Origin of the sequence: Clostridium sp. SHJSY1 (genome assembly GCF_031626875.1) — a bacterium.
GTDB lineage: Bacteria > Bacillota > Clostridia > Clostridiales > Clostridiaceae > Clostridium.
The window spans coordinates 1-13,740 of the sequence record NZ_JANDMF010000028.1; the positions used below are offsets into that span (position 1 = coordinate 1).

Annotated in this window: 13 protein-coding genes; all 13 read right to left on the minus strand. The window is 30.0% G+C overall.

Annotated features, from left to right (window positions below):
* Positions 1–170 precede the first annotated feature (170 nt).
* The 13 genes from NNC19_RS13155 to neuC all read right to left on the minus strand — a co-directional run bounded on the left by NNC19_RS13155 (position 171) and on the right by neuC (position 13,731).
* Positions 171–356: a hypothetical protein gene (locus NNC19_RS13155; protein ID WP_310939125.1), complete on the minus strand. Its 186-nt coding sequence runs from the start codon at positions 354–356 to the stop codon at positions 171–173.
* A gap of 197 nt (positions 357–553) precedes the next feature.
* Entirely contained in the window at positions 554–922 is a 369-nt protein-coding gene (locus tag NNC19_RS13160) for a resolvase (protein WP_310939126.1), read from the minus strand.
* A gap of 14 nt (positions 923–936) precedes the next feature.
* Positions 937–1,230, minus strand: coding sequence for a hypothetical protein (locus tag NNC19_RS13165; protein ID WP_310939127.1), 294 nt, complete (start codon positions 1,228–1,230; stop codon positions 937–939).
* 42 nt (positions 1,231–1,272) lie between these two features.
* Entirely contained in the window at positions 1,273–1,446 is a 174-nt protein-coding gene (locus NNC19_RS13170; RefSeq protein WP_310939128.1) for a hypothetical protein, read from the minus strand.
* Positions 1,447–1,466: 20 nt separating this feature from the next.
* Positions 1,467–1,670, minus strand: coding sequence for a peptidoglycan-binding domain-containing protein (locus NNC19_RS13175; RefSeq protein ID WP_310939129.1), 204 nt, complete (start codon positions 1,668–1,670; stop codon positions 1,467–1,469).
* Positions 1,671–1,815: 145 nt separating this feature from the next.
* Positions 1,816–2,223, minus strand: a complete 408-nt coding sequence (locus NNC19_RS13180; protein WP_310939130.1) for a DUF5104 domain-containing protein — start codon at positions 2,221–2,223, stop codon at positions 1,816–1,818.
* A 223-nt stretch (positions 2,224–2,446) separates the two neighbouring features.
* Positions 2,447–2,839, minus strand: coding sequence for a DUF4474 domain-containing protein (locus tag NNC19_RS13185; RefSeq protein ID WP_310939187.1), 393 nt, complete (start codon positions 2,837–2,839; stop codon positions 2,447–2,449).
* A 52-nt stretch (positions 2,840–2,891) separates the two neighbouring features.
* Positions 2,892–3,431 carry a hypothetical protein gene (locus tag NNC19_RS13190; RefSeq protein ID WP_310939131.1) on the minus strand — a complete coding sequence of 180 codons (540 nt, stop codon included), beginning with the start codon at positions 3,429–3,431 and terminating at the stop codon, positions 2,892–2,894.
* 10 nt (positions 3,432–3,441) lie between these two features.
* The gene (locus tag NNC19_RS13195; RefSeq protein ID WP_310939132.1) at positions 3,442–8,217 is read right to left on the minus strand and encodes an SH3 domain-containing protein; all 4,776 of its coding nucleotides are present in this window, start codon (positions 8,215–8,217) and stop codon (positions 3,442–3,444) included.
* A gap of 249 nt (positions 8,218–8,466) precedes the next feature.
* Entirely contained in the window at positions 8,467–10,467 is a 2,001-nt protein-coding gene (locus NNC19_RS13200) for a KUP/HAK/KT family potassium transporter (protein ID WP_310939133.1), read from the minus strand.
* A gap of 166 nt (positions 10,468–10,633) precedes the next feature.
* Complete coding sequence (locus NNC19_RS13205; protein ID WP_310939134.1) at positions 10,634–11,899, minus strand: O-antigen ligase family protein; 1,266 nt, start codon at positions 11,897–11,899, stop codon at positions 10,634–10,636.
* Between the two features lie 27 nt (positions 11,900–11,926).
* Complete coding sequence (locus tag NNC19_RS13210; RefSeq protein WP_310939135.1) at positions 11,927–12,574, minus strand: acetyltransferase; 648 nt, start codon at positions 12,572–12,574, stop codon at positions 11,927–11,929.
* An 11-nt stretch (positions 12,575–12,585) separates the two neighbouring features.
* On the minus strand, positions 12,586–13,731 hold the full coding sequence (neuC, locus tag NNC19_RS13215; protein WP_310939136.1) for a UDP-N-acetylglucosamine 2-epimerase: 1,146 nt from the start codon (positions 13,729–13,731) through the stop codon (positions 12,586–12,588).
* Positions 13,732–13,740: the final 9 nt, after the last annotated feature.

Below are 13,740 nucleotides of genomic sequence, written 5' to 3' on the forward strand. Positions count from 1 at the left end.
TTTATGAATGCGCTAAAAATAATATTCCTATTGAAAATGTTTTAAAAACCATGAAAATTGCTTAAAGTATATTATAAATATATACTGTAAAAATTTGTATCTAAAAATTCTCAACTATAGTATGAAAATTTTAAATAAATCAGATGAGAATAGTTTCAAAATAAATCATCTCAATTTTTGAAGGTTCTTTTTATTACATCAATACTACACTTAAGTTTTTTTAATTCCTTACTAATCATTAAACTAGGATTTATTTTTACGAGCTCATCAATGTACATTAACACCTTGTTTACTATTTCACTTCTAAATTCATCTAAATTTATACTTTCCTCTTTCCACTCTGAATATTTGACCATTTTAGGGGGGATAGTTTTAATTTCCTTTGGGTGTAATATTTCTCAAAAAAATTTTAAAATTCCTTTGTATAATACTAAATCATAATTTAGTATTATACAGTCTTTAAACAATTAGAACCCAAACTTAAGGAACTAGAGAATTATCTCTAGTTCCTGTATTAGCTAAACTAATATTTTGCTATATTGTGGAAATCAACTTACTTTCTACCTAAACTTCTATCAGCCTCAATTTGAAGTTGTGTAGTTTTTTTTTCCATATACTCTTTAGCAATCTTTAGAACTTGTTTATCATTACCTAATATCTCCAACACAGTGATTGAAAAAATATTTATTAAATGCTCATCTGTACAATTGGATACCCTTTCAAAGTAGTTAAATATATTCTCTAATAACTTGGTTTTCTTATTTTCTTTTATTAAATGGATAATATCTGGCATAAAAATATCTTCTACTACAACAATTTCTAATAATATTCCATACGCCTCTATAAATTTTCTATAGTCATCCTTCCTTTCAGGTAAAAAATCTAACATCATTCTAAAAAATTCTTCTGATTCTTTGCTCATATATTACGCCCCGCCTATCTAAATAGTTTTATTGCATCTTCTAAGTCTTCTAGTAAACTCTCTGCAATATCTAAATCATTTAACCCCAACTCATTACTATTTATAATCTTTTTCAATTGAATCACTCTTTCCTGTGCCTTTTGCAAATGTTTGGCAATACCTTTGCTAAATTCATCAGCCAATGCTGCTGTTCCACCATCACCTATAGTAGTATCTGGTCTATATAATTCATTTACAACACTTTTTAAATTTCCATCCTGTATCCTCTGTAATAACTTCTCCCTAGCATTGCCAATTAACTCTGGCATTTTATACTCATAAGTTCTTGAGTTCGTGTTTTATTAACAATGTTACTTAGCTTCTCTTACCCCATTAATAATACTTGCAGTTGCTTCATCAATAGCTACAGTAGTTTCAGTACATCCAACTTTTTTTGCAAATAAGCTTCCTACATATTTTGTAGCTCCACTAACAAAACTATCAATAGTTTTTCCTGCTGGAATTATAAATTGTGCCGTATTCAAAAACAGTTTAAAATTTGCCTTTAAATTCTCCAAGGTAAATGGCTTTGTTTCTGATACTGCTTTAAGGCAACAACAGCATCATACGTTCCTTGTCCAAAGTCCCCATCAGCACCATATGGACCACAACTATAGCCCTTAGAAATTAATAAGTTTTGAAGTTTTTTTACTTCTTCTCCCTGACTTCCCATTCTTAAAGTTGAATTATTTACTGATAAACTTCCCAATGTCCCTATATTTTATGTACTGCTTCCAAATGTAGTAATACTTATTAGTAAAAGAAATAGCTATGTTAGCAAAAATAGTGGCAGCAATAATCTTACTTATTACTACCACTACCTTTTTATTTTCTAGATAAACATACTCAATATACTACTTGTTAGCATCTAGTCTATAAATACCAGGGCACTTTGTCTTTTCTCCAAAATCAAAATATTTTTCTCTATCTTCTAGCTTAATAATCTGTAACATGTAAAGTCCAACATTATCTTGATTTTCAGTATCACTTAGCTGATCAATAAAAAATACTATATACTTGTCCTTATCTGTTGTAACTCTATAAAAACCTTTTAATTCACTTTTTATTACACCTTCATTCTTTGAATCTGAACTTTCCAAAGAACCTTCTTTTGAAATAAACTTCCCTTTGTAAAAATTCATTATATAATCAATATCACCATCAATATCTTTTGCCTCTTTCAATGCATTAGGTGAAAATAAATTTCTAAGCCTTTCCTTATTCTGACTTTCTAAATATTCTATTATTTTTTGTAAACGCATTTCTGAAATTGTTCTATCATCCCTACTATCATATCTTGTACCTCTTTTTCCAAAAGAACCACAGGACAATAATGATACTGAAATTTATACAACAACTAAATATAATATTAATCTCTTTATATTCATAGTTTTCTCCTCAAATTAGATTTTTACTACCTCAATATAAAATATTATCATATTAAAAATAACTTTCAATATAATCTATACTTAATTCTTATCAACTTCACCATTTAAATTTCGCAATATAATTTATAGGATCAAATATCCGCATAGATTTGCCATTATTCTCTTCATAAAATGAATTCCAAATATCCAAACGTCCTGAAAAGTCTATACTTCCATATACATTAAGATTTTCTGCTTTCGCCTTCTGATAGTTAGGATTAAATCCAGTGCACCACCAATTATCCTCTCCAGGTTTCCAATTAAAAATCTCATTTCCTTCATTATCATACAAAGCTAAAGTCATCGGCATTGCATAATCTACTCCAGTAAGCCAATGTGGTCCCCCACCATAATAAATTCCTACTTCTGCACCTGCTCCAATATTAAGGTAATCACCTTTCCATAACCATATCATAAATTGTTGGTCACCAACAGAAATTTGAAATTTTATTCTATAGAAAAAAAGGCTAACATCACAACGTTAGCCTTATTTCTCATTTCATCTAATAATTCTTTGCTTTAATATATTTATCCTTAAGCTCCTTAAATTCTTTTGATTCAACAATTAATTGATTTATTGCCCAAATATCTTTCATGAAATTATTTGTAGTACAAAGAATTGTATTATATAATTCATCTTTAGAAATACTCTCACACCAAAAAATTTCACTTCTACTCTTAGGCAAGTTCAATATAAATTTCTCAATATGAATTTCCTTTTCTGCTCTAACTTTACTAATTAATACTTCTTCATTAACTAACTTAAATTCAAACCATATTCTATCACTATCAGGTATTTTTATTGTAACAAATGAACTTGCTTTCAATTGGCTTAAAGCATCATTTAATCTCTTAAACCATGTAATTAAAAATTCCCCACTAAAGGGTATATCCTTATCAACAAACCCCTCTTTCGTGTTGTTGAATATCAACTCAATTTGCCCCATAACAGTATTCACATCTGATTCAAATTCCACTATATTATTTAAATTTGAAATTCTCTTCTTTTCTTCCTCAAGAATTTCATAATTTATTAAAAACATCTAACTCCTCCTAAAATCCAAAATCTGCTAAAGTTAATTTAAAATCACCATATGCTGAATGAAACACTCCATTTTCTAAGTAAACTGTAATATTTTCATCAAAAACTTTAACTATATGTTCGCCATTAGTAAATCCTTGTGACAATACCTTTTTATATGCTTGATTAGTTGCATCAATCACTTTCTCTTCTGACCAACTTGGATTAAAAAATGTTTTTTGGCTCAATAAGTTTTCAGCTGATTCCTTCAACCCCTTTTCCATCATCTTACCGATTGTAGCATTCATTCTACCAAATGTATGATCTTTTAGAACATGCTCTATTTTCCCAATTGAGATAACTTCTGCTGTTGCTCCTTTAACAATACTTGCAGCTGCTTCATCAATAGCTACAGTAGTTTCAGTACATCCAACTTTTTTTGCAAATAAGCTTCCTACATATTTTGTAGCTCCACTAACAAAACTATCAATAGTTTTCCCTGCTGGGATTATAAATGGTGCTGTATTCAGAAACAGTTTGAAATTTGCCTTTAAATTCTCCAAAGTAAATGGCTTTGTTTCTGATACTGCTTTAAATGAATCAAGTGTACCCAATGTCCAAAAATTTATTTCATCATATAAAATATTCCCTGAAGTTTGATGTTTTTTATATGCATCTATAAATTCTTGAAAAAATGATGTTTCATCCTTTGAATTATCTGACTCCTGATTACCTGTACTAGTTCCTTGATTATTGTTACTTCCTCCTGAACTTCCTGACCCTGATGAGCCATTTAAAGCTGCCCACGTATCAGTTCCAACAACACCATCCTGTTCTAAACTATTAGCTTTTTGGAAAGCAACAACAGCATCATAAGTGCCTTGTCCAAAGTCCCCATCAGCACCATATGGACCACAACTATAGCCTTTAGAAATTAATAAATTTTGAAGTCTTTTTACTTCTTCTCCTTTACTTCCCATTCTTAAAATTGTTGAATCACTTACTGATGTTCCTGGGTTTGAAGGATTACTTCCAGATGAAGTACTGCCTCCTGTTGAAGATCCTTGACCATTGTCTATCTTACTATTATTCTTATTTGAAAATCCAAAAAATGCATTTGCTTCATTTCTTATTGCTGTTTCACTTAGCAATATAAAGCCATCATCTTTTACATCATCAATTATTTCTCCATCATATATATAATATTCATTCCATCTATGAGGATCATACACTTTAAAATATACTTTACCATTTATTGTTGTCCATCCTGCAAGAACTATATAATGTCCTTGTCTTGTAACATGACCTGGGGCCATACTTACTATAACTAAATGTGATCCATCTGACAATAATGATTTTGCTCCACTTGTTCCACTTACATACTGAGTATTTAAATTATATCTTGTATTTGAAGGATCAGATGCTGCTGCACTAAATAATCCTGAATTTGTTCCACTATTATATGTTCTAAATCCTTTTGCTAATGCATATGAACACATTTCAGTTGGTGGAACATCAATATTATTTAATGTTGACACAACTATTGAAAATGCAGCCGGACCACAAGCTGATGCTGCTATAGTTTGAGTTGCATCACCATGATTGCTATACATCACATTTCCATATCTAGGGTCATCTTGAGAATAATATCTTATAGAGCCATCTTTTACTGAAGCTCCATACATCCCACCCTGAGAGTCAATTGTAGTTGAACCTCCAGGTACTAAAAAGTCATTTCTTACATATCCTATTTGTCCATTGTAGCTTATCTTGTACCAGTTACTTTCTGTTCCTAATATTTGTACTACTGTTCCATGTCTTAAGCTTCCTATTACGCTTGTACTTGTTGAAGGTCCGCTTCTAAAATTCAAACTACTTGATGGGTCTTGTAGTCTTATTGTTCCTGTTCCACTTGCGCTTCCTATTGAACCACCAGCTACTATAAAATCATTTCTTACATACCCTACTCCACCATTATAGCTTATTTTGTACCAGTTACTTTCTGTTCCTAATATTTGTACTACTGCACCATTAGTTAAGCTTCCTATTACGCTTGTACTTGTTGATGCACCATTTCTTACATTTACACTACTTGATGGATCTTGTAATTTTATTGTTCCTGTTCCGCTTGCACTTCCTGTTGAACCACCAGCTACTACAAAATCATTTCTTACATATCCTACTGACCCATTATAGCTTATTTTGTACCAATTACTTTCTGTTCCTAATATTTGTACTACTGCACCATTAGTTAAGCTTCCTATTACGCTTGTACTTGTTGATGCACCATTTCTTACATTTACACTACTTGATGGATCTTGTAATTTTATTGTTCCTGTTCCGCTTGCACTTCCTGTTGAACCACCAGCTACTACAAAATCATTTCTTACATATCCTACTCCACCATTGTAACTTATCTTGTACCAATTATTTTCTGTTCCTAATATTTGTACTTGTGCTCCATGAGTTAAGCTTCCTATTACACTTGTATCTGTTGAAGCTCCACTTCTTACATTTACACTACTTGATGGATCTTGTAATTTTATTGTTCCTGCTCCGCTTGCAGAACTTGATGATGCTCCAGCTACAATAAAGTCTCCTCTTACATATCCTACAACACCATTATAACTTATTCTATACCAATTACCTTCTGTTCCAAGTATTTGTACTACTGTTCCATGAGTTAAACTTCCTACTACACTTGTATCTGTTGAAGCTCCACTCCTTATATTTACACTACTTGATATGTCTTGTAATTTTACTGTTCCTGAGGTAGCTCCTGAAGCAGTTCCTTGAATTAGATAATCTCCTCTTACATACCCTGATAATCCATTATATTCTACATTATACCAGTCACCACTTTGCCCTAATATCTTTACTGAAGCTCCATGTGGTAAACTCCCTATTATCCCTGAATCAGTGGATGGACCACTTCTAAAATTCAAACTACTTGATGGATCTTGCAATTTTACAGTTGCATAGGTTCCTGCTGAATATTCAAAAGGCTTCTCCTTATAATCATCATAATACGAATCTTTATTTTTGTTATATGCTTCTTCTATATCTGCTAAATCTCTTAATTCTAGATTTAATTCTTTTCTAATTTCATTTTCTAATTTTCCTGCATATAATTCTTCTTCTAATCTTTCTTTATTTCCTTGCTGTCCCCTTAATCCATGTATAAGCTCATGAATAAGAACTATTGACATTTCACTATTAGAATTCTCATTATCACTATCACTTAAAATTACTAATTGATCTGTGGCTTTTCCTCCAATAGTAACACCTTTATTTGTATCACTAAAAGTTTTATGAATTACTTTTTGTGATTGTGTATCATATTCATCCCATCCATCACTTCTGCCTATTATAAGCATCTTATCACTATTTATAAGACTATCAATAATCTCTGAAGTGGCTTTTGAACCTGAATTTTTAGCTATTTCTTTTGATTTTAAAAATCCATTTTCATTTATGTAATACTCTTTATCCGCAATCTGGTTAATAAGTTTTAAAACATACTCTCTATTTTCTTCTTTTACCCAGACTCCACTTCCTTCTGGGATTTTATTTTTTACCTTTAATATATTTTCATAGGTAAGTTCTTTATTTTTTTCTCCTAAAAGTCCTACTATAGCTGTGTCAAGCATATCAAAATTTTTAACTATATCTTTATCTTTATTATCTACAGCTTCATGTTTTTCTTCACTAGTATCTGCACCTATAGGATTTTGATCTTTAGTGCTAGTCTCTTCTTTTTTTGCAGTTGTGCTAGCTTTAGTGTCTACACTATCTCTTTTTATTTCTTCTGTAACTTTTTCCTTTATAGATTCAGTATTTTTTCCTCTTAACACACGAACAAGTTCATTAATTAAAATTAGTGACATTTCATTATTTTGATTATTATCATCTAGTATTACTAGTTTGTCAGTTGTAGTTTCTCCTATGGAAATTACATTTCTATTATTATCAAAAGTTTTATTAACTGCTTTTTGCGATTCTACATCGTATTCATACCATCCAGCACTTCTACCTACAATCAACTTCTTATCGCTGTTTATAAGTCCATCTAAAACTTCTGAATATGACTTAGACCCTACATTTTTAATAGTCTCTTTAGATCTTAAAAATCCACTTTCATCTATGTAGTATTCTTTATCAGCAATTTGGTTAATTAGATTTAAAACAGACTCTCTATCTTTTTCTACTATCCATATTCCTTTACCATTTGGAATTTTAGTTTTTACTTTTAATATATTTTCTTGAGTAAGTTTAGTATTTTCTTCCCCTAAAAGTCCTACTATAGCTGTATCAAACATATCAAAGTTTTCAACTACTTTTTTGTCCTTTTCCTCTGAAGTCTTATTCTTTTCTTCAGTAAGATTTTTATCTTTACTATTTAAAATCTCATTTTTTTCTTTTACTGAAGTTTTTTGATTTTGTTCTTTGCTTTCAATTTGTTTTGTATTTACAGTATTCTTACTTTCTACACTTTCCTTTTTAGGCTCTTTTGAAACTTCTTGTTTTATAACTTCTGTTTCTTTTTTACTATTTGTATCAACATCATTAACTGGTTGATTTTTTTCAACTACTTTCTCTGAGGAATTTTCCTCTTTGCCAGTATTCTCATCACTTTTTCCATCATAATGCAATACATTTCCTGAATCAAATTTTAGTTTAATATTTTTTTCAGTTTTCAATAAAATCGACGCTTGTACTATGTTTGCTGGTATTACATTAACCATAAAAGCTATAAGCATGCAAACCGATACAAACCTAATTGTTGTAAAGTTTTTAGTTTTTCCCACTTATTTTCCTCCGTTTTTTAGTTTATGCTTTCCTTTGTTCATAAAAATTCACATTTTGTCGAATTCACCCCATTTATTCATTATATTGTAAATACATGCAGATTGTATCATGTATTTTATTGGTTATCAATACATTTATTTTAACCTAATACATTTAATTAACAAATTTATTATTTATCACAAAAAAATCCAACAGTGAGTCTTAAACTCTCTGTTGGATTTTTATATAATTTAATATTTATTTAAAAATTACTTAATTCTCTTTAAATTAGTACGATTAGAATGTCCTGTAAATAATGGTACCTCTTCAACATAAACATCACTAGTTTCAAGCCCAAACCATTTCTCTGGAGTTACAGTAAACCACTTTATAAATAGCTTAGCTCTAAGTATGAGTGCTTCCCATGTATTTAATTCTGATTCACAAGAAAGATGTTCATGAATTAAAACAAAACGGAAATCCCCAACTATTCTATCAGGTATAGTTGTGTATGTTCTTGATTGAAGTTTTATTTCTCCACTTTTAACTAGTTCAGTTGAGATTTGACGTAGGAAAACATTTAGTTTTTGTTCTACTCTAAATCCAAGTCTTAATTGAACTTTTACAATATGTGATGTCCCCATTGTATCTACTCTGTATTCAGCTAAGTAAGGCTCGTCTGTAACCTCTACATTAACAAACCAATAAACATCTGCTTTCTTTGGTCTTTTATCTAATATAGAATACATTACTTTTCTTTCAACATGCTTACGTTTCTTGCAACAAGTTAAATATACAAGATTCGTTGCATATTTAGTTCTATCTTTATCCTCATGTAATTGTTCTAGTTGATCCTTATAATCTTCAATTGGAACATTTTCCAATAAACGCATTTTTATATAGTATCCTTTAATCCAAATATACATAACAGCTAAAATAACTAAAGCTATTAAAACTGCTACAAACCCTCCATGCATAAATTTAACTACATTTGCAATGAAGAAAGAGATTTCAAAGGCACCAAAGAAAATAAGTACAGCTACAGCACCCCAAAGTGGTGTTTTTTGTTTTAATAGATAATTAAATAACAAAATAGTTGTCATTAACATTGTAACTGTAATCGCCAATCCATAAGCTGCTTCCATATGCTCAGAGTTTTTAAAGTATATAACAATTCCAACACAAACTATCCATAAAATCTTATTTATTGCTGGTATATATAGTTGACCTTTAGAACTTGATGGATACATTATATGTAACTTAGGAAATAAATTTAATTTAATTGCCTCTGAAACAAGTGTAAATGCACCTGATAGTAGAGCTTGTGAGGCTATAATTGCAGCTAATGTTGAAATTATTACAGAATAAATCAAAAGTCCTTGTGGAACCATTTGAAAGAATGGATTTAAATCTTCTACATTGAAATATATAGAATTATTCTTTGCTGCTAATATCCAGGCACCTTGTCCAAAATAATTTAGTAATAAACATACCTTAACAAATGGCCAAGAGCCATAAATATTCTTTCTTCCTACATGTCCAAGATCTGAATAAAGTGCTTCTGCACCTGTTGAGGATAAGAATATACTACCTAAAATAAAGAATCCGGCCTTATTATCACTACTAAAAAGAGTTTGAATTGCATAGTGTGGAGATAGTGCACGTAATAATGTCCAATCTTGAGACATATTAATTATTCCAAACACAGCTAAAGTTAAAAACCAAATACACATAACTGGTCCAAATAACTTTCCAATAAAGTCTGTTCCAAAATGTTGAATAAAAAATAATATACTTATTATTACTATTACAATTATAATAATACTATTTTGATTGTTACCAAAAACAGCATTAAAACTTGGAATAAGTTTTAAACCTTCAACTGCTGATGTAATACTCATGGCTGGTGTCAACATTCCATCAGCTAAGAGTGCTGCTCCACCAATTATAGCAGGAACAATCAGCCATTTGGCACGTCTACGAACTAAGGTAAAAAGAGAAAATATTCCACCTTCACCTTTATTGTCTGCTTTTAATGTAATTAGGACATATTTTATTGTTGTTAAAATAGTTATTGTCCAAAAAACCAAGGACAACGTTCCAAGAATAAAGTTTTCAGATACGTTTTGTATTCCGTCATTACCATGAAGAACTGATTTCATTACATAAAGTGGTGAGGTTCCAATATCTCCATAAACTACCCCTAATGTAACTAAAATCCCGCCTAATGTTAACTTAGACATATTATTTCCTTTTGTATTTGACTTCATTTTTACCTTCCTTCACATTATATATTTAAAGACTATCATAACATCATTAAAATATAAGTCAATTGGTTTTTAAAAAATTTATGATAGGCTTAATTATTAATAAAGAAACCTATTGAAAACTCAGTGTTTTCAATAGGTTAATTAACCATATCACTTTAATAGCATTTTAAGTTTTCTTTTTTATTTCTTCATTTTCAATATACCATCCTCCAAAACATATTCCCATGAATGTAGAGGAAATAGCTTCAAGAAATACATGCCCACCAAGCAAGCTAAATATGAAAAAACATATTAGAGATACAAAATAAGGTTGCATTTTTTGATGTGAAATATTTTTTAATCCAATAGAAAATTTCTTAATAAAATATCCATATGTTAATAGAATTCCAGTAACTCCATAGCTGAAAAATATATCTATCAAATCTAACTCAATAGGCCTTACAGCATTGTATGGCATGTTTAAATCCATAGCTAACTGATTATGAACTTTAAAATATCCAGATCCAAATAAAACTCTAAAAAAACTAATATTATCATTAAAATGTTCTAGTACCATTTCAAACAGCCAGTTTCTTCCACTTAGTAAGAATGATAAAAGGTCTCTATTTTCAAATAAATATTTTTGCCTAAATAGAAGTTTATCAATATACCCCATAGATAAATCTACCTTAGATAAGACTAAAGTTCCTATTAATACTAACATCACTGTTACATAAAGAAACACTCCCACCTTAACCTTTTTAATATTAAATAAAATGTACATTCCTACCACAAAAACAGTAAAAATCATACTAGATTTTGTACCTAAAAGAATCATTGTAATGGCGATATATAGAGCTAACAGAGCCCATTTCACCTTTTCTTTTCGTATAGAAAATTCATTTACAGCAAATACAAATAAAATAATCATAGCAATATTTATTGAATTTAATGATACGAAAGTTCCTTTAAATCCAACCCCAGTATTCTCATAACTAGTTTTACCTAATCCAAACACATAAGCAAAAATAAAAAGTAACGGAGTGTAATATAGATTATTTAAAATTGTTTCTATTAATATTTGTCCTCTTATTTTATCTTTATGATACAAACTTTTTATACCTTTATATATTACAACATAGTATACTGCCTTCAATACCATCTTCAAATCAAATGATAGCCCAAAGGTATTTAAAGTTATAGTATACGTTACTAAAGAGTTTGCTAAAAAATAAATAATAATTATAAATATAAACTTAATTTCTTCTTTTTTATTTTGCCAAATATATAATAAAGAAATTAATATACAAGATATTCTAATCACTTCACCTACCGGATATTTAGTAAAAATGCCATTAATAAAATCAAAAAATACAGTACCTGATAGAAGATAATACATTATTTTTTCTTCTTGTGAAATAAACTTCTTTTTCTTCACTATCTTTGCTCTCATTATTAACCTCCAAATTCTCTACCATTACTATACCCAAAAATTATCTTTAATATATTTAGCAGGAACTCCAGCATACACAACATTATTGGGAATATGCTTTATTACAACAGCTCCAGCTCCAACTATTGTATTATCTCCAACATTCACATATTGCTTAATAGCTGCTCCAATCCCAATAAAAGAGCAATATCCAATTTCACAACCGCCTCCCATTGATACTCCTGGTGCAATATTAGCAAATTTACTTATCTTATTGTAATGAGGTATTATTGCATTAATATTAATTATGCAGTAATCTCTAATCTGCACATAAGGCCCAATAACAGCTCCTGCTCCTATAAACACGCCTTTTCCAATAGCAGCTTTTTTAGATATGGTGCATTTTGGATGTATAGCATTAACCACATGAAGATTAAGTTCTTCAATCAATTTAGAGTATTGTATTCTTACCTTAGAATCTCCAATAGCAATAAAAGCACTATCTATTTTCTTTTCTTTTGCTAGTTCTACAACTTCAGATATATCACCTAGAACTACATGCTCACCTATACATTTACCATGTAAAGTCTTATTAGAGTCTAATAATCCAACAACATTGTTTTCAGGATAATATTCAAGTGCATCAATTACAGCTTGTGCTTGTCCTCCAGCTCCTATTATAATTATATTTTTCATATACTTACCTTTTAATAGGTTATTCTCTTTTCAATAAGATCCTTGTTGATACTTATTGAACTAAGAATATCAGCTATTCTTTCACCTGTTTTACCATCTCCATAAGGATTAACACAGCTGTTTACTTTACTTATAAACTCCTTATCTGTTAATGCTTTTATTAAACTTGAATATATTATTTCCCTGTCATATTTTACATTAATTATATTTGTAGATTGTTCCCTGCCCTTTTGTCTCTCTCCAATATTTATAACTGGCAATTTATAAGATGGTGCTTCCATTATTCCACTACTTGAATTACCAACCATAACATCAGCATATTTTAATAGATTTAAGAAATCTTCAAAATTTATATTTTTATATGTACTCATAAAATCTAGGTTTTTATAAGATTTCACCACTTCTATCATTTCCTTGCTTCCAGCATCTGAATTAGGATAAATAAGAATAGTTTGCTCTCCTAACCTTTTTATAGCTTCCATAGTCTCTACCATTTGATTTTTAGCTTCATCTCTTTGTGTAGTAACAGGATGTTGTGCCACAATGACTAACTTTCTGTCCTTATTAAGTCCAAATTTTTTAAACACTTCTTCTTTGCTCATATATATCCTATTTAATATTGAATCTAACCCTGGAGATCCAACATTAAACACAACATCTTTATCTTCTCCAAGCTTTATTATTCTCTCTTTGCTTCCTTCTGTTGCTGCAAAATGGATATGAGAAAATTTAGTTGTTGCATGACGTATTGCTTCATCTATAGTTCCTGTAACCTCACCACCATGGATATGAGCAACTGGTATATTCATATGTGCTCCAATTATAGCCCCTGCCAAATCTTCATCTCTATCACCTAAAATTAGTATAATGTCTGGATTAATAGATTCAATTGCTTGTGTTAGTCCAATCAATCCAAGTCCAAGAGCTTTGCACATCCCAGCACCAGTATCATTGCTTATATTCATATCAACTTTAGCATCAATTGTATATCCATCATTTATTATTTCATTCACAGTATAGCCACATTCAACAACCAAGTGCATACCTGTTACAATTAACTTAAGCTCTAGGCTAGGATGCTTAATTATTGAATCCATTACTGTTTTTAACCTTCCATAATTTGCTCTCGTTCCAGTTATAACGCATATTCTTCTCATAAATTCACC

Coding starts and splice junctions, on each gene's coding strand:
- NNC19_RS13205 (WP_310939134.1), bottom strand. CDS start 11,899: ATGAGAGCAAAGATAGTGAAGAAAAAGAAGTTTATTTCACAAGAAGAA.
- NNC19_RS13165 (WP_310939127.1), bottom strand. CDS start 1,230: ATGCCAGAGTTAATTGGCAATGCTAGGGAGAAGTTATTACAGAGGATA.
- NNC19_RS13200 (WP_310939133.1), bottom strand. CDS start 10,467: ATGAAGTCAAATACAAAAGGAAATAATATGTCTAAGTTAACATTAGGC.
- NNC19_RS13210 (WP_310939135.1), bottom strand. CDS start 12,574: ATGAAAAATATAATTATAATAGGAGCTGGAGGACAAGCACAAGCTGTA.
- NNC19_RS13155 (WP_310939125.1), bottom strand. CDS start 356: ATGGTCAAATATTCAGAGTGGAAAGAGGAAAGTATAAATTTAGATGAA.
- neuC (WP_310939136.1), bottom strand. CDS start 13,731: ATGAGAAGAATATGCGTTATAACTGGAACGAGAGCAAATTATGGAAGG.
- NNC19_RS13180 (WP_310939130.1), bottom strand. CDS start 2,223: ATGCGTTTACAAAAAATAATAGAATATTTAGAAAGTCAGAATAAGGAA.
- NNC19_RS13190 (WP_310939131.1), bottom strand. CDS start 3,431: ATGTTTTTAATAAATTATGAAATTCTTGAGGAAGAAAAGAAGAGAATT.
- NNC19_RS13160 (WP_310939126.1), bottom strand. CDS start 922: ATGAGCAAAGAATCAGAAGAATTTTTTAGAATGATGTTAGATTTTTTA.